The sequence below is a fragment of the Cellulomonas phragmiteti genome, assembly GCF_016862775.1.
GTDB lineage: Bacteria > Actinomycetota > Actinomycetes > Actinomycetales > Cellulomonadaceae > Cellulomonas > Cellulomonas phragmiteti.
In genome coordinates, this window is record NZ_BONP01000002.1 from 138286 (window position 1) to 154167 (window position 15882).

Annotated in this window: 15 protein-coding genes; 9 read left to right on the forward strand and 6 right to left on the reverse strand. The window is 75.2% G+C overall.

The window, feature by feature from the left end; translation table 11 throughout:
* The first annotated feature begins 33 nt into the window (after window positions 1-33).
* A complete protein-coding gene (locus tag Cph01nite_RS02445; protein ID WP_203670781.1) occupies window positions 34-1287 on the forward strand; it encodes a sensor histidine kinase in 1254 nt (417 codons plus the stop codon).
* Window positions 1284-1982 carry a response regulator gene (locus Cph01nite_RS02450; protein WP_203670782.1) on the forward strand — a complete coding sequence of 233 codons (699 nt, stop codon included), beginning with the start codon at window positions 1284-1286 and terminating at the stop codon, window positions 1980-1982. The genes Cph01nite_RS02445 and Cph01nite_RS02450 overlap by 4 nt, the downstream gene beginning before the upstream one ends.
* A 48-nt stretch (window positions 1983-2030) precedes the next feature.
* Here Cph01nite_RS02450 and Cph01nite_RS02455 read toward each other — a convergent pair whose 3' ends face one another.
* The gene (locus tag Cph01nite_RS02455; protein WP_203670783.1) at window positions 2031-3680 is read right to left on the reverse strand and encodes a GH39 family glycosyl hydrolase; all 1650 of its coding nucleotides are present in this window, start codon (window positions 3678-3680) and stop codon (window positions 2031-2033) included.
* 160 nt (window positions 3681-3840) lie between these two features.
* Between Cph01nite_RS02455 and Cph01nite_RS02460 the strand changes: the two genes are divergently transcribed.
* The 3 genes from Cph01nite_RS02460 (at window position 3841) to Cph01nite_RS02470 (ending at window position 6456) form a co-directional block, all read left to right on the forward strand.
* Entirely contained in the window at window positions 3841-4914 is a 1074-nt protein-coding gene (locus Cph01nite_RS02460; protein WP_203670784.1) for a LacI family DNA-binding transcriptional regulator, read from the forward strand.
* Window positions 4915-4942: 28 nt separating this feature from the next.
* Window positions 4943-6052 carry a YihY/virulence factor BrkB family protein gene (locus tag Cph01nite_RS02465; protein WP_203670785.1) on the forward strand — a complete coding sequence of 370 codons (1110 nt, stop codon included), beginning with the start codon at window positions 4943-4945 and terminating at the stop codon, window positions 6050-6052.
* A gap of 233 nt (window positions 6053-6285) precedes the next feature.
* Window positions 6286-6456: a hypothetical protein gene (locus Cph01nite_RS02470; protein WP_203670786.1), complete on the forward strand. Its 171-nt coding sequence runs from the start codon at window positions 6286-6288 to the stop codon at window positions 6454-6456.
* Between the two features lie 58 nt (window positions 6457-6514).
* Here Cph01nite_RS02470 and Cph01nite_RS02475 read toward each other — a convergent pair whose 3' ends face one another.
* Together Cph01nite_RS02475 and Cph01nite_RS19195 are read right to left on the reverse strand one after the other, a co-directional pair.
* Complete coding sequence (locus Cph01nite_RS02475; protein ID WP_275407383.1) at window positions 6515-8101, reverse strand: non-homologous end-joining DNA ligase LigD; 1587 nt, start codon at window positions 8099-8101, stop codon at window positions 6515-6517.
* Between the two features lie 43 nt (window positions 8102-8144).
* Entirely contained in the window at window positions 8145-8279 is a 135-nt protein-coding gene (locus Cph01nite_RS19195; RefSeq protein ID WP_275407381.1) for a hypothetical protein, read from the reverse strand.
* A gap of 136 nt (window positions 8280-8415) precedes the next feature.
* On the opposite strand from Cph01nite_RS19195, the gene Cph01nite_RS02480 reads away from it, so the two are divergent.
* A complete protein-coding gene (locus tag Cph01nite_RS02480; protein ID WP_203670788.1) occupies window positions 8416-10281 on the forward strand; it encodes a glycoside hydrolase family 15 protein in 1866 nt (621 codons plus the stop codon).
* Between the two features lie 15 nt (window positions 10282-10296).
* Here Cph01nite_RS02480 and Cph01nite_RS02485 read toward each other — a convergent pair whose 3' ends face one another.
* Window positions 10297-11175 carry a L,D-transpeptidase gene (locus tag Cph01nite_RS02485; protein WP_239068983.1) on the reverse strand — a complete coding sequence of 293 codons (879 nt, stop codon included), beginning with the start codon at window positions 11173-11175 and terminating at the stop codon, window positions 10297-10299.
* 66 nt (window positions 11176-11241) lie between these two features.
* A complete protein-coding gene (locus Cph01nite_RS02490) occupies window positions 11242-11511 on the reverse strand; it encodes a DUF7218 family protein (RefSeq protein WP_203670789.1) in 270 nt (89 codons plus the stop codon).
* 103 nt (window positions 11512-11614) lie between these two features.
* On the opposite strand from Cph01nite_RS02490, the gene Cph01nite_RS02495 reads away from it, so the two are divergent.
* The 3 genes from Cph01nite_RS02495 (at window position 11615) to rox (ending at window position 14642) form a co-directional block, all read left to right on the forward strand.
* Window positions 11615-12472: an alpha/beta hydrolase gene (locus Cph01nite_RS02495; protein WP_203670790.1), complete on the forward strand. Its 858-nt coding sequence runs from the start codon at window positions 11615-11617 to the stop codon at window positions 12470-12472.
* A 7-nt stretch (window positions 12473-12479) separates the two neighbouring features.
* Entirely contained in the window at window positions 12480-13028 is a 549-nt protein-coding gene (locus tag Cph01nite_RS02500) for a DUF427 domain-containing protein (RefSeq protein ID WP_203670791.1), read from the forward strand.
* Between the two features lie 132 nt (window positions 13029-13160).
* On the forward strand, window positions 13161-14642 hold the full coding sequence (rox, locus tag Cph01nite_RS02505; RefSeq protein WP_203670792.1) for a rifampin monooxygenase: 1482 nt from the start codon (window positions 13161-13163) through the stop codon (window positions 14640-14642).
* Here the strand turns inward: rox and Cph01nite_RS02510 are convergent.
* Entirely contained in the window at window positions 14591-15640 is a 1050-nt protein-coding gene (locus Cph01nite_RS02510; RefSeq protein WP_203670793.1) for a DUF3466 family protein, read from the reverse strand. The two genes, rox and Cph01nite_RS02510, sit on opposite strands and share 52 nt — an antisense overlap.
* Window positions 15641-15882 lie beyond the last annotated feature (242 nt).

The window sequence follows — 15882 nt, forward strand, 5'->3', positions numbered from 1 at the left end:
CGACCGTGACGGCGTGCGGCCTAGCATCGCGACGTGACCTCGACGCCCGACCTCGCGGCGCCCGAGCCGAGCCGTGCGCGGCGCGTCTGGGCGCACACGTGGCGCCTGCTGGTCGCGATCGGGATCTTCGGCTGGACCGGTGGGCTCCTGTACGGCTTCGGGCTGCGGGCGGAGACGGGCCTGGAGATGCGGGACACCGCGACGGCGTGGCTGGTGCTCGACGTGGTCCTGCTGGTGGTGTGCGCCGTGCTGTACGTGCTGCGCCACCGGGCCCCGCTGCCGATCACGGGCGCCGTCGTGGTGCTGGGCTCGTTCTCGTTGTTCTCCGCCGGCGTGGTCATGCTCGCCGTGCTCTCGCTCGCGACGCGCCGCCGGTGGTCGGAGATCGGGCCCGTCGCGCTGCTGTGGCTCAGCTCCGCGCTGGTCAGCGAGCGGGTGCTCAGCACCTGGGTGGTGCCCTCCCAGACCAGCACGGTCTACTCGCTGTGGGGGGTCGGCGCGTCGGTGACCTTCATCGCGCTCGTCGTGGTCACCGGCATGTTCATCGGCGGGCGGCGCGCACTGATCGCCTCGCTGCGCGAGCAGGCGGCGATCGCCCGGCGCGAGGTCGACGCCCGGGGGGACAGCGCCCGCGCCGCTGAGCGCAACCGGATCGCCCGGGAGATGCACGACGTGCTCGCGCACCGGCTCTCGCTGGTCGCGCTGCACTCCGGGGCGCTGGAGTACCGGGCAGGGCTGGAGCCCGAGCAGGTCCGTGCGACCGCCGCGGTCGTGCGGGAGAACGCCCACGCGGCCCTCGGCGAGCTGCGCGAGGTGCTGGGCCTGCTGCGCGACCCCGGCGCGACCGACGAGCAGTCGCGGCCCCAGCCGACGTTCGCCCAGGTCGGCGAGCTGGTGGACGGCACGCGCGCGGCGGGGTCCCCGGTGACGCTGGTCCTCGACCACGTCGCCGAGGACGAGCTGGCGCGGTTGCCGGTGGCGACCAGCCGCCACCTGTACCGCGTGGTGCAGGAGACCCTGACCAACGCCCGCAAGCACGCCCCCGGCGCGCCCGTGCGGGTGCGGGTGCACGGGGCGCCGGGCGACCAGGTCCGCATCGAGGTGACCAACCCGGTGGCGCAGGAGCCGCCGCGGGCTCCGCTGCCGTCGTCGGGGTGGGGGCTGACAGGGCTGGCCGAGCGGCTGCGGCTCACCGGCGGCGGGATGGACGTGGAGCGCCGCGCGGACGGCACGTTCACGGTGCAGGCGTGGCTGCCGTGGGCGGCCGGGACGGAGGGGACGGCGTGAGCGGGACGCAGGAGCGGTCGACGACGGACGCCACGGGGCTCACCCGCACGCGGGTGGTGCTGGTCGACGACGAGACGCTCGTGCGCGTCGGCCTGCGACTCATCCTGGGCGCCGACCCGGGCATCGAGATCGTCGGCGAGGCGAGCGACGGGCTGGAGGCCCTCGACGTGGTGCGGGCCACGTCGCCCGACGTCGTGCTGATGGACATCCGCATGCCGCGCCTGGACGGGCTCGCGGCCACCGAGCGGCTGCTGGCCGAGCAGCCGGACGCCCGGGTCGTCATCCTCACGACGTTCGACACCGACGAGATGGTGCTGGGCGCGCTGCGCCTGGGGGCTGCCGGGTTCCTGCTCAAGGACACTCCCCCGGCGCTGATCGTGCGGCACGTGCAGGACGCGGGCGCGGGCCGTACGACGCTCTCGCCGTCGGTGACGGACCGCCTGATCGCGTCGGTCACGCGGCAGCCGAAGGACGAGCGCCGGGAGATCGCCCGGCAGCGGCTCGACGGCCTGACGGAGCGGGAGCGGGACGTCGCGCGGGCGATCGGGCGCGGGTTGTCGAACACGGAGATCGCCTCGGAGCTGTTCATCACCGTCGCCACGGTGAAGACGCACATCAGCCGCATCCTCGAGAAGATGCCCGCGGACAACCGCACCCACATCGCCATCTGCGTGCACGAGGCCGGCGACGTGTGAGGCGGCCGCACCCGCCTCGGACGAGGAACGGGCGGGCGCGGCCGCCGGTCAGGCCGCGGGCGGCGGTCCGGTCTGGACGATCCCCACGACGGCCCACGGCGGCAGGTCGAGGTCGATCTCCAGCACGCCGTCGTCGGACGCGGTCAGGGTGCGGCGCAGCAGCGCGTCGGCGGCCGTGCGCAGGTCGTCGGTCTGCTGCGGGGTGAGGTTGATGGGCTGGCCCATGGCGTGCCACGCCTCGGCGACGTTGCCGTGCTCGACGTCGAGCTGCACGAGCTCGAAGGTCGCGCCCGGAGGCAGGCCCGCGACGGTGTGCCGCACGGTGCGCCGCGTGCCGACGCCCGCGAGCTCGCGCGCGGCGTCGTAGCTGTGCGCCGCGCGGACGGACCGTCCGCCCATCTCGTCGGGGTAGTGGTGCAGCACGGCGCTGACGCGCCCGGTGGCCCGGTCCCGCGTCACCACGCCGTGCGGGAGGTCCGCGACGACCTCGTCGCCGAGCCGGGCGAGCATCGCGAACGCGTGGAACGTCGGCTTGTGCAGGCCCTGCTCGTTGACGAGGCCGAAGCCGCCGTGGAACGGCCCGAGGCCGGCCCCGCCCTCCTCGAACACGTCGGTGAACGTCCAGTAGGAGATCGAGTCGGCGAGGTCGGCGCAGCGCAGGTAGGCGCGCGTGATGTAGGTCGCGGCGAAGAGGGTGTCGTGGCTGCGGTCGCGGCTCGACGGGGACGTCGACCACTCGGTGATGTGCACCTCGGCGTCGGGGTACGGGCTCGCGGCGACGATCGAGCGCAGGAGCGTCAGGTCGTCGTACGTCGCGTCGACGTACCGGCTGATCTCCTTGGCACCGCCGCCGGGCGTGGCGGCGTAGTCCGTGGGGTACAGGTGCGCCGTGAGGAAGTCCACGGGCAGGTCGCGCTCCGCGCACCAGGCGATGAACTCCTCGATCCACACGGGCCGCCAGTCGAGGGCGTCGGGGTCCTCGGCCTCGCCGGTCGCGATCGACGCGGTGCGGTCCTCGGTCTCCCCGGCGTAGCGGGCGTCGGGGACGAACACGCTGGTGGAGGGCCCGCCGACCAGCAGACGGTCGTCGATGGCCTTGATCGCGCGGACGGAGGCCTCGTAGAGCTCGAAGTACTGCGTGCGCGTGCCGGTCCAGAACAGGGGGACGAGGTTGGGCTCGTTCCACACCTCGAACCGCCACTGCCGGACCTCTTCGAGCCCGTACCGCTCGATCCAGTGGCGCACGGTGGCGCTGACGAGGTCGGCCCAGCGGCCCATGTCCGTGGGCGGGCTGCAGTGCGCCTTCCACCAGAACAGCGTCTCGGTCTGCGTGGCCAGGTCCCGGGGCATGAACCCCAGCTCGACGAAGGGCCGGGCGCCGGTCGACAGGATGAAGTCGAACACCTTGTCGACGTAGCTGAACGTGTGGACGGGCTCGGCCAGCGGGGTGGGCGGCCCGAACCCGCCGCCCCCGCCGTCGTTGCCGCGGTACACGAACATGTCGTCGTGGAACAGCCCGTGGAAGCGCACGTAGCGGGCGCCGAGCACGTCCACCGCCTCCCGGAAGTGCGCCTGCCAGTCGGCGCGCAGCGCCTCGTTGGCCCGGCCCGCGCCGACGCAGGTGTTCCACACGTGGCGCAGGGGGCGTCCGGCGGCGGGGGCGCCGTCGACCGTCAGGACCGCGTTCGCGGACTGCATGACATCTCCTCGTCGAGAGTCGAAAGAGTTTCGCAACCTCCGGTCGCGCAGCCACTCTAGGAAGGCGACGGCAACGCGGTCAAGACCGCGATCTCCGCACGTCTTGCCCGTCGCGCGACCTCGCCCTAGGCTCGAAACAGTTTCGTCTCGAGGAGGCCCCGTGCCCGCACGCCCGACGCCCCGCCGCGTCACGCTCGACGACGTCGCACGCAGCGCCGGGGTCTCCAAGGCGACGGTCTCCAAGGCCCTCAACGCCCGCGACGACATCGCACCGGACACCCGCGCCCGCGTGCTGGCGACCGTCGAGCAGCTGGGGTACCGGCCCACCACCGACCGCGGGCACCCACCCCGCCGACCCGCGCTGGTCGCCGTCCTCGACGTGCTCGAGTCCCCCTACATGACCCACGTGCTCGGTGGCGTGCTGGCTGCCGCCACCGCGGCCGGCACCGACCTGCTCCTGCGCCTGCCCCCCGACCGCGGCACCCGCACCCGCCGGACCGCCGCCGCCGCGTGGGTCGCGCAGCAGCGCGCCGCGGGAGCCGTCGGGATCGTCGGCCTCACGCTCGCCGAGCCCGACGCGCTCCTGCGCGCCGCGCAGGACGCCGGCGTGCCCGTCGTCATGGTCGACCCCGTCGACACCCGGGAGGGCGCCGTCGTCAGCGTCGGTGCGACCAACTGGGCGGGGGGGCGCAGCGCCACCGAGCACCTGCTGGGGCTGGGTCACCGGCGCATCGCCTGGATCGGCGGGCCGGCGGGCTCGGCCGCCGCCCGCGAGCGCCTGCACGGGTACCGGGCCGCGCTCGACTCCGCGGGCGTCGCGCTGGACCCCGCGCTCGTGCGCAGCGACGAGTTCGCCGTCGAGACCGGCCTGCGGCACGCCCGCGAGCTGCTGCTGCTGCCCGACCCGCCGACCGCCGTCCTCGCCGGGGACGACGAGATCGCCGTGGGCGTGCTGGCCGCCGCGCAGGAGCTGGCCGTGCCCGTCCCCGGGGGGCTCAGCGTCGTCGGCTACGACGACACCCCGCAGGCCGGCTGGACCAGCCCCCGCCTGACGTCGGTGCGCCAGCCGCTGGACGGCATGGGGCGCATGGCCGTCGAGACCGTGCTCGCCATGGCCGCCGGTCACGCACCGGCGTCCTGGTACGTCCAGCTGGCCACGACGCTCGTCGTCCGGGAGTCGACCGCCCCGCCTGCCCGTGCGGACCGGACGCGCGCACCGCATGCTGGCACGTGACCACCCCTCGACCCCACCGGGAGCGCCCATGAGCCCGACCCCCGCACCGGCCGCCGACGGCACGGGTGCCGCCGCGCGCAAGGGCGACGCCCCGGCACCCGACGACCCGCGCAAGCCGGAGTCGCCCACGGACCTGCACCGCAGGTCGTGGGGGTACGTCCTGCGGACGACGGTGCGCGAGTTCCTCGACGACCAGTGCACAGACCTGGCGGCGGCGCTCACCTACTACGCGGTCCTGGCGCTCGCGCCCGCGCTGCTCGCGGTGGTCTCCCTGCTGTCGTTGGTCGACCAGCCCGACGAGGTCATCGACGGCATCGTCGAGCTGGGACGCGGCGCCGGCGCCGGTGAGCAGGTGGAGGGGTTCCGGCCGGTGCTGGAGAACCTCAGCGAGGCCCCGGCCGCCGGGTTCGCCCTGGTGCTCGGGCTCGTCGTCGCGCTGTGGTCAGCCTCGGGGTACGTGGCGGCGTTCAGCCGGGGCATGAACCGCATCTACGAGGTCGACGAGGGCCGCCCGATCTGGAAGCTGCGGCCGATGCTGCTGCTGCTCACGGCCGCGCTCGTCGTCATCGCGGTGCTGGTGCTCGCGCTGCTGGTGCTGTCCGGGCCCGTCGCGGAGAGCGTGGGCGACGCGATCGGACTGAGCGCGACGGTCGTGACCGTCTGGCAGATCGTCAAGTGGCCCGTCGTCGTGCTGCTCGTCGTGGCGGCCATCGCGCTGCTGTACCACGGCACGCCGAACGTGCGGCAGCCGAAGTTCCGGTGGGTCAGCGTGGGTGCGCTGCTCGCGCTCCTGGTCTGGGTGGTCGCGACGGCCGGCCTCGGGCTGTACGTCGCGAACTTCGCGAGCTACGACGAGACCTACGGGTCGCTCGCCGGCGTCATCGTGCTCCTGCTGTGGCTGTGGCTGACCAACCTGGCGCTGCTGTTCGGCGCCGAGCTGGACGCCGAGCTGGAGCGCGGGCGCCAGCTCCAGGCCGGCATCGAGGCCGAGCGCTCGCTGCAGCTGCCGCCGCGGGACACGACCGCGAGCGAGAAGCGCCACGACAAGCTCGAGGCGGACGTCGAGCGCGGGCGCCAGCTGCGCGAGTCCGCGGCCCGGCGCCACCGGTCGCAGGGCGACGGCACCGTCGGCGGGTGACGGGCGGTACCTGAACGCTCGACGGTCGCGAGCAGCGGCTGCCGGCGCCCGGTCAGGCGGCTCGGGCTGCTGGTCCTGCGGCGGGGAGACCGTCGGGTAGCGCTGCACGGGGTCCTGGAAAGTGAGCTGGTCCGTGCGGGTCGCGTCGGTGTCCTGGGATGCGGGGACGGTCGGGGTTGGCGATGCTCGACGAGGGCGACGGAGCCGCCGTCGCCCCACACGAGGGAGCCACGATGAGCGAGAACCCCGGACCTGCGTCCTCCGCGAGCCCCGAGCACGGCGAGGGGCAGCACGACGCGCCCGTGGACACCGGGCCCGGACCGGACGAGGCCGACCTGCACCAGGAGTCGGTCGGCACGGCGGCGCAGGACCCGCAGGAGGAGGGTCGCGTCGACGCAGGCTGACGGGCCGGGGCGCCCCGAGCGGGGGGACGGTCCACCTCCGAGCGCCGCCGTCACCGCCTCACCGCAGCGGCGGGAGCACCTGGTCGCCCGCGAGTGCCCCACGGAACGGGTCGCCGCGCTCGGCCAGGCGCTCGAGCACCGTGCGGACCGTGAACGTGTCGGACCGCAGGGACGGCTCGTCGAGCTCGTCCCAGGTGATCGGCGCCGAGACGGGCGCGCCGGGCGCGGCACGCGGGCTGTACGGCGCGACGAGGGTCTTGTTCACCGCGTTCTGCGTGTAGTCCAGGCGCGCCTGCCCGCCGCGCTCACGCACCTCCCAGCGCCAGCTGACGAGGTCGGGCACGACCTTGCCCACGGTGCGCGAGAGCCGCTCGACCCACGCGCGGGTCTCGTCGAACGTCGGGCCGGGGGCGATCGGCACCCACACCTGCAGACCGCGGCGGCCGGTGAGCTTGGGGAACGCCTGCACCCCGACGTGCTCGAAGGCGTCGCGGTGCAGGCGTGCGAGCAGCACCAGGTCCTCCCACGGGGTCGCCGGCCCGGGGTCCAGGTCGACCAGCGCGTACGTCGGCAGGTCCGGGGCGGTGGTCCGCGACGTCCACGCGTGCCACTCGAGCGCACCGAAGTTCGCGGCCCAGACCAGCGCCGCGGGCTCGTCCACCACGAGGTAGGTCGTCGCCTCGCCCGGGTCGGTGCCCGGCCGGTCCCACCGCGGCACCCAGCCCGGCGTGTGGTCCGGCAGCTGCTTGTGCCAGAAGCCCGCGGTGCCCGCCCCCTGCGGGAACCGGTGCATGTTGAGCGCGCGCCCCGCGAGGTACGGCAGCACGACGGGCGCGATCCGCGCCGTGTAGCGCAGCAGCTCGCGCTTGGTCACGGGCGGCTCGTCGCCTCGCCCCGGGAAGAGCACCTTGTCGAGGTTGGTCACGCGCAGCCGGCGCCCCAGGACGTCCCACGTGCCGGACGCCCCGAGGTCGTCGAGGGCTGCGAGCTCGTCGTCCGACGGCCCGGCGACCTCGGGGACGGGCGGACGGGCAGGGACGTCGGCCTGCGCGGCGGGCACTCCCGAGCGCCACAGCCGTTCCGGGGCGGCCGCCACCTCGTCGTTGGTGCGCCCGGACACCACGGACGTCGGGTGGTCCTCGGCGTCCCAGCCCGGCACGGCGTGCTCGTCGCGCTTGTGCAGCAGCAGCCACTGCTCCTTGCCGGTGTCGCGGCCGTCCCGGCGCACGAGCAGGAACTTGCCGCGCAGCCGCTCGCCGTGCAGCTCGGCGTGCAGCTGCCCGCCGCGGACCTCCGTCGCCGGGTCGTCGCCCTTGTACGGGTGCCACGTGCCGTGGTCCCACACGATGACGTCACCGCCGCCGTACTCACCGTGCGGGATCACGCCCTCGAAGGCGGCGTACTCCAGCGGGTGGTCCTCGACGTGCACGGCCATGCGCCGCGCCGCCGGGTCCAGCGTCGGCCCCTTCGGCACGGCCCAGCTGACCAGCACCCCGTCGATCTCGAGCCGAAAGTCGTAGTGCAGCCGGCGGGCGCGGTGCCGCTGCACGACGAACCGCCGCACGGGGCCACCGGACGGCTCCGGCACCGCGCCCGCCGGCTCGGCCGTGCGCGCGAAGTCGCGCATCGACCGGTAGGTGGTCAGCGCGTCGTCGGCCCCCGGCCGCCCGTCGGGCGCGGGCCCGCCGTCACTCCGACGCGCCGTCGGGGTCCTCCTCCGGCTCGAACGTGCTCGGCTCCTCGGTGGCCGTCGCCCCGACACCCTCGTCGGACAGGTCCTGCGCGTCGGTGCCGTCGGTGCGGCCGTCGTCGGTCTGGCTCACGGTGCTCCTCCAGGGTTGTCGTGCCGCCAGCGTGCGGCGGCCCGCGTCGCCCCGCAACCGGGCACCGGCCGCCCGACCGTCCGCGCGTCGCCCGCTCGACCTGCGGGATCGGCCGTCAGCACGTACAAAGGTCGGGGTGAGCACCCACCTCGAGGACTACGCCCTCCTGTCCGACCTGCGCACCGGCCCGCTGGTGTCCCGCGACGGCAGCGTCGACTGGCTGTGCCTGCCGCGGTTCGACTCCGCGGCGGTGTTCACGGCCCTGCTCGGTGGCCCGGACGACGGACGCTGGAAGCTGTCGGCGGTCGACGGCGAGGTCGTCGAGCGCCGCTACCTGCCGCACACGTTCGTGCTGGAGACCACGTGGCGCACCCCCACCGGGGCCGTGCGCGTCACGGACTTCCTCCCGCTGGCGACGGGCCGCGACGACCTGGTCCGCCGTGTCGAGTGCCTCGAGGGCACGGTGGAGGTCGAGCACGACCTGCGCCTGCGCTTCGACTACGCGCGGGCGACCCCCTGGGTGCGGGTCGTGGACCACCACGGCAGCCCGGCGCTGCTGTCGCTGGCCGGACCCGACGGCCTGGTCCTGACCGGCCCCCTGCTGGGGTGGTCCGACGCGAACGGCGACGCGGCCGCCGAGCCGGGCACCTCCTCCCAGCCCGGGGCGTTCTCCGCCGACGACCAGAGCGGCGGGGCGCGCGCGCCGCGGCTCACCGGCACGTTCCGGCTGGAGGCGGGCGAGCGGTACGACTGGGACCTCACGTGGTTCCCGTCGTACGAGGACCCGCCGGGCCCGGTGGACGCCGAGCAGGCGCTGGCCGAGACCATCAGCTTCTGGACCGACTGGTCGGCGAACCTCACGGTCCGGACCGCGCACGACCCGCTGGTGCTGCGCTCGATGCTCGTGCTGCGCGCCCTCACGCACGCCCAGACCGGCGGGATCGTCGCCGCCCCGACGGCGTCGTTGCCCGAGTCCCTGGGCGGCGGACGCAACTGGGACTACCGGTTCGTGTGGCTGCGGGACGCGGCGCTGACCATCGAGGTCGCGGTGGCGCACGGGCTCACGGAGGGCGCGTGCCTGTGGCGCGACTGGCTGCTGCGCGCGGTGGCCGGCGACGCGGACGACGTGAAGATCATGTACGGCATCGGCGGGGAGCGGGAGCTCGACGAGAAGGAGCTCGACCACCTCGACGGGTACGAGGCCTCCCGGCCCGTGCGCATCGGCAACGGCGCGGCCGACCAGTACCAGGCCGACGTGGTCGGCGAGGTGATGATCGCCCTGGGCATGCTGCGGGACGCCGGCGTCGCCGAGGACGAGTACACCTGGGGCCTGCAGAAGAGCCTCCTGCGGTACACGGAGGAGAACCTCGACCGCGAGGACCACGGCATCTGGGAGATGCGCGGCGAGCTGCACCACTTCACGCACGGCCGGGCCATGATGTGGGCCGCGTTCGACCAGGGCGTCCGCGCCGTCGAGGAGCACGGGCTGGACGGGCCGGTGGAGCGCTGGCGCGAGCTGCGCGAGCACATGCGCGAGGAGATCGAGACCCGCGGGTTCAGCACGGAGGTCGACAGCTTCACGCAGACGTACGACAACACCGACGTCGACGCGTCCCTGCTCCAGCTCCCGCACACGGGGTTCCTCGCCTACGACGACCCGCGGATGCTCGGCACGGTCGCCCGCATCGAGTCCGAGCTGCGCGACGAGCACGGCCTGCTGCACCGCTACCGCACGGACACGGGCATGGACGGGCTCGAGGGCGACGAGCACCCGTTCCTCATCTGCTGCTTCTGGCTGGTCGAGCAGTACGCGAACAGCGGCCGGCTCGACGACGCCGAGTCCCTCATGGAGCAGCTCGTCGGGTACGCGAACGAGCTGGGTCTGCTGAGCGAGGAGTACGACCCGGGTGCCGGGCGCCTCATCGGCAACTTCCCGCAGGCGTTCAGCCACATCGGCCTGATCCGCGCGGCGGACGCGATCGCGGCGGCCAGCGGGGACTGAGGCGACGAGCGGCCGTCAGGCGACCGTGAGCAGCGTGCCGGCCGGCACCTTGCCCCACAGCAGGTCCAGCACCTCGTCGCTGACCCGGATGCACCCGTTAGAGATCGGGCCCGTCCGCGCGAACGGGCTGGTGTGGATCGCGGTCGCCGACGTGCCCGTGGCGCGGTCGTAGACGTCGATCGTCTCGCTCTGGCTCGACAGCAGGATCACCCGTGGCGTGTACGTGCCCGGCTGCTCCCACTGCGACCCGACGACGAACTGGGGCACCGCCGGCGTCGGCGTCCCCGGCGCACCGACGGCCTTGACCGGCACCGTCGTGGTCGTCGTGCCGTCGTCGACGGTCAGGCTGAGCGCCGCGAGGTCGAGGTGCAGCCGCCAGTCCGTGCCCGACGGGGTGGTGTCCTGCGCGCGGATCCACACGCTGCGCCCGTTGACCTGCGCGACGTCCTGGCTGGGCAGCGCGCTGCGCGTGGCGACGAGCACCCGCAGCCACCCGCCGCGCTGGTCCAGGACGGGCAGGACCGTCGGGACGTCGAGCGTCACGGCGGGCACGGTCGCGACGGGGGTGCCGAACACCGCGTCGTAGCCGGCGGTGTCGCGCACGAGCGTCGCCGTCTGCCAGGTGCCGAGCGCGGGGTCGTCGTTGCGCCGCTGCTCGAGCCCGTCGGTGCCGGGCAGGCCCGGGACCAGGTGGCGGGGCTCCGCGACCGGCAGGGTCGACAGGTCGGCGGGCACGAGCGCCGGGGGCGGGGCGACCGCGACCTTGGGCACGTCGACGGGGGCGCGCACGAGCACCGGGTCGGGCGCCGCGACGGGCGGCGGCGCGCACCCGCCCAGGGCCGCCGCGGCACCCGCCACGACGGCCACCAGCCCGGCACGCACCCTGGTCGACACCCTCCTATGGTGCGGGACGCGCGCGGTGTCCACCACGTCCGTCCGCCGCCCGTCCCCCGGCGCGGCTCAGCGGGAGCGCAGCGCGTCCACCAGCTGCGCCTTGGTCATCGTGGAGCGGCCGCGCACGTCGAGCTCGGCGGCGCGGGCGCGCAGGTCGGCCACCGTCCAGTCCTCGTACGACCCGGACCGGCCGCCGCGGGCACCGACCTCGGAGCGGCCCGACGCCGCGGCGGCGTTGGCGATCCGCGCGGACTTCTCCTTGCTGTTGCCCTCGTCGCGCAGCCGCTCGTACAGCTCGGGGTCCTTGATCGACGGGCGGGTCTCGCGCTGCGGCATCGGGTCCTCCTCGGGTGCGTCGGTGCGGGGCTGAGGTGGCTCCCGACCACGGTAGGCACGTCCCGACCCGGCGGCGAGCCCGCGGGGTCGCGATGATGGACCGATGGCGCGGACGTGGCGGGTGACCCTGGGCGCGCTCGTCGCCGTCGTCGCCGTCGCGGTGGGTCTGGTCTGGGCCGGGCAGGGCCGGCTCGTCTACCACCCCGACACCCGCGCCGTGCCGGCCGTCGCGGACGTGCTGCCCGGCGCCCGCGAGGTGCACCTGACGACGTCCGACGGCCTGCGGCTGGGCGCCTGGTACCTGCCGCCCGCCGACGGCTGCGACGCGGCGGTGCTCGTCACGCCGGGCAACGGCGGCCACCGCGCCGGGCGGGCCGGGCTGGCCCGCGCGCTGCACGCGCAGGGGTTCGGTGTGCTGCTGCTCGACTACCGGGGGTACGGGGGCAACGAGGGGACGCCGTCCCAGGCCGGGCTGGCCCGTGACGCCCGAGCGGCGCGCGAGCACCTCGTCGGGGAGGCGGGGATCCGCCAGGACCGGCTCGTCTACCTGGGCGAGAGCCTCGGCGCCGCGGTGGCGACCGCCCTGGCCGTCGAGCACCCGCCCGCGGCGCTGGTGCTGCGCTCGCCGTTCACGTCGCTGGCCGACGCCGGCCGTGCCGCCGTCCACGTGCCCGTGGGCTGGCTGCTGCGCGACCGCTACGACGTGCGGGCCCTGGTCGCGCGGGTCGACGCGCCCGTGGCCGTCGTGCACGGCACGGCGGACACCATCGTGCCGCCGTCGCAGAGCCGGGAGGTGGCCGACGCGGTGCGCGGGACGGGCGCCCAGGTGGTCGAGCGGAAGGTCGCCGGGGCGGGGCACAACGACGCGGACCTCGCGCACGGCGCCGTGCTGGTGGACGCGGTGGCGGAGGTCGCGCGCGCCGCAGGGGCCGGGTGCGACGGGTCGCCCGACGGTCGATAGTGGGGGCATGCCTCCCGACAGCACCTGGCGACCGCGCACACCACCGCCCGGCGGGCGGCCCGCCGTCGTCCCCGGTCCCGGTCAGGAGTCGGTCTGGGACTACCCGCGCCCGCCCGCGGTGCGGCCCAGCACCGAGCACGTCGTCGTGACGCTCGGCGCGACCGTCGTGGCGGACACGCGCCGTGCGCTGCGCGTCCTGGAGACCTCCCACCCGCCGACGTACTACCTGCCGCTGGCCGACGTCGCCGAGGGGGTCCTCGTGCCGGTCGACGGGGTGACGACCTTCTGCGAGTTCAAGGGCCGGGCCGTCTACTACGACGTCGTCGGCACCGACGACCGCGGCCGAGCCGTGCTGCCGCGGGCCGCGTGGGGGTACCCGACGCCCGCGCGCGGCTTCGAGGCCCTCGCCGGGCACGTCGCGCTGTACCCCGCGGGCCTGACGTGCACGGTGGACGGCGAGGCCGTCGAGGCGCAGGACGGCGACTTCTACGGCGGCTGGCGGACCAGCCGCGTCGTCGGGCCGTTCAAGGGCGGTGGTGGCACGCGCGGCTGGTGAGCCGTCCCGCCGTGATCAGACTATGGCGCGTGCGGGGGCTTGCGGCAAGGCCCCCCTCGACGCCCAGGATGGTCGGCCGTGGCCGCCGCACCCGCGGGGACGGCCGCGCGGAGTCGAGGGTCGGGGGGTGCCGTGGTCGACGTGATCATCGCCGGGGGTGGGCCGACGGGCATGATGCTGGCCGCCGAGCTGCGGCTGCACGACGTGGACGTGCTGGTGCTGGAGAGGGACGAGGCACCCCACCCGGCGGTCCGGTCGCTCGGGCTGCACCCGCGCAGCATCGAGATCCTCGACCAGCGAGGGCTGCTGGAGCGGTTCCTTGCCCACGGCCAGCGGTACCCGGGGGCGGTCGGGCACTTCGCCGCGATCGACTCCCCCGCGCCGCCCGACCTCGACACGACGCACCGCTACGTGCTCGGCATCCCGCAGCCCGTCACGGACCGGCTCCTGGCGGAGCGCGCGGTGGAGCTCGGCGCACGGGTGCGCCGCGGCTGCGAGGTCACGGGCGTGGCGCAGGACGAGGACGGCGTGGACGTCACCCTCGCCGACGCGACGCGGCTGCGCTCGCGATGGCTGGTGGGCTGCGACGGCGGCCGCAGCCGCGTGCGTCGCTCGCTCGGCATCGGGTTCCCCGGCGAGCCGGCCACGACCGAGTGGGTGCTGGGCGAGGTGCGCTCGACGACGCCGCCGGACGAGCTCGCCCGGGTGTCCGCGGCGGTGCGGGAGCAGCACCGGGGCTTCGGCATCGGCCCGGCCGGTGACGGGCTGCACCGGGTGGTCGTGCCCGCGGCGTCCGTCGCCGAGGACCGCACCGTCCCGCCGACCCTGGAGGAGCTGCGCACGCAGCTGCGGGCGTACGCGGGCAGCGACCTGGGGGTGCACTCCCCGCGCTGGCTCACCCGGTTCGGTGACGCGACCCGCCTCGCCGAGCGGTACCGGGCGGGCCGGGTGCTGCTGGCCGGCGACGCCGCGCACGTGCACCCGCCGCTGGGCGGGCAGGGCCTGAACCTCGGCATCCAGGACGCGGTCAACCTCGGCTGGAAGCTCGCTGCGGCGGTCGCGGGCTGGGCGCCGGCCGGGCTGCTGGACACCTACGCGACCGAACGCCGCCCGGTCGCGCAGGACGTCCTGACCCTCACGCGCGCCCAGAGCGAGCTGCTGCTGCCCGAGCCCGGGCCGCAGGCCGTGCGCCGCCTGCTCACCGAGCTGATGCGCCTGGAGGACGTCAACCGGTTGCTCGCCGAGCGGATCGCGGGGACCGCCATCCGGTACGACCTGGGCCCCGGACCGGACCTGGTGGGGCGGCGGCTGCGCGACGTCCGGCTGTCACGCGGGCAGGTGTACGCGCTCCTGCACGACGGACGCGGGCTGCTGCTGGACCGGGACGGGACGCTGTCCGCCGCCGGCTGGGCGGACCGCGTCGACCACGTCGTGGACCGCAGCGAGGAGCTCGACGCGCCCGGCGTGCTGGTGCGGCCGGACGGTCACGTCGCGTGGTTCGGCGACGACCAGGAGGAGCTGCACGCGTCGCTCGCCCGGTGGTTCGGGGCCGCGGAGCCCCGTCAGGACCGGGGCGCGGCAGGCGACCAGAGCATCCGGCCCGCGACGATGTGACCGTTGCCCGAGATCCCGAACACCTGGACCAGGGCGACCTCCGGCGAGGCGAGCTCGGCGACGCACCCGGTGGCCGGGTGCCACACGGTCGTGCGGAACCACCCGTCGGCGTCGTTGAACCGCATCCCGACGACGGTCCCGTCCTCGGTGATCCCCACCGCCCGGGTCCCGCCCTCCTCGACACCGGTGAGCGCCTGCACCGTGCGGGTCCGCGCCGACCGGAAGAAGGCCTGGTTCGAGCTCGCCTGCCAGCCGTTCTCCGCCCAGCCGACCATGTCGCCCCGGTTGTTGATCCCCCGCGCTGCGGACCCGCCGGCGAACTCGCCGCTCGGCTGGACCATCCGCCCGCTGCGTGGCTCCCAGACGAAGGGCACGTGGTACCCCTCGGCGCGCATGGCTCGGCCCACCACCTGACCGTGGTCGTTGATGCCGAAGGCCTGGGAGTCGTCACCCCCGAGGGTGCCGAGGTCGCGCATCACACCGGTCGACGGGCTCCAGAGGAACGCGTGGACCTGGAACTCCCAGGCGGCGGTCCTCGACGCGCCGACGACCTGGCCGCGGTTGTTGATCGCGGTCGCGTAGGCCTCGGGGCCGCCGAGCGTCCCGAGGTCGGTCGTGCGACCCGTGCGCGAGTCGAACACGAACGGGCGCGTCGTCCCGTCCGGGTAGGTCGCCTCCCCGACCACCTGCCCACGGTCGTTGATGTCCGTCGCCGCCGAGTACGACGCACCGGGCACCTCGATCGTCGAGAGGCCGACGTCGCTGGACCACAGGAACGCCGTGGGGACCCCGTACGCCGGGCGCGTGACGCCCACGACGACGCCCGCGTTGTTGACGCCGAACCCGGAGGTGCTCTCGGACCAGCCGTCAGCGGCTCTGAGGTCGGTCACCTCGTACGCACCGCAACCCGTCGGCGGTGCGCCGGCCCAGGCCACCGCGGGCGGTGCGGTACCGACCGCCATCGCCGCCGCCAGCAGAACGGCCCCGATCCGCGCCATGACGCCACCCCCGGTGCTCCGGCCGCTCCGGACGCTCCGCAGCGGCGACACAACCTGGACGATTCGCCCGTTCCACCCTATTCCGGGCGGATGTCGCGAGGGGTGCCCGAAGGGGCAGACCGCGTGTGATCCCGGGCAGGGGACGCCGTGACCCCGCGCGTCACCGCCGCGTCGTCCGCGGCCCGGGAGGGCGGATGCCCTCGGCGCCGCACCGCAGGCACCGGTAGACGAACCCGCCGCCC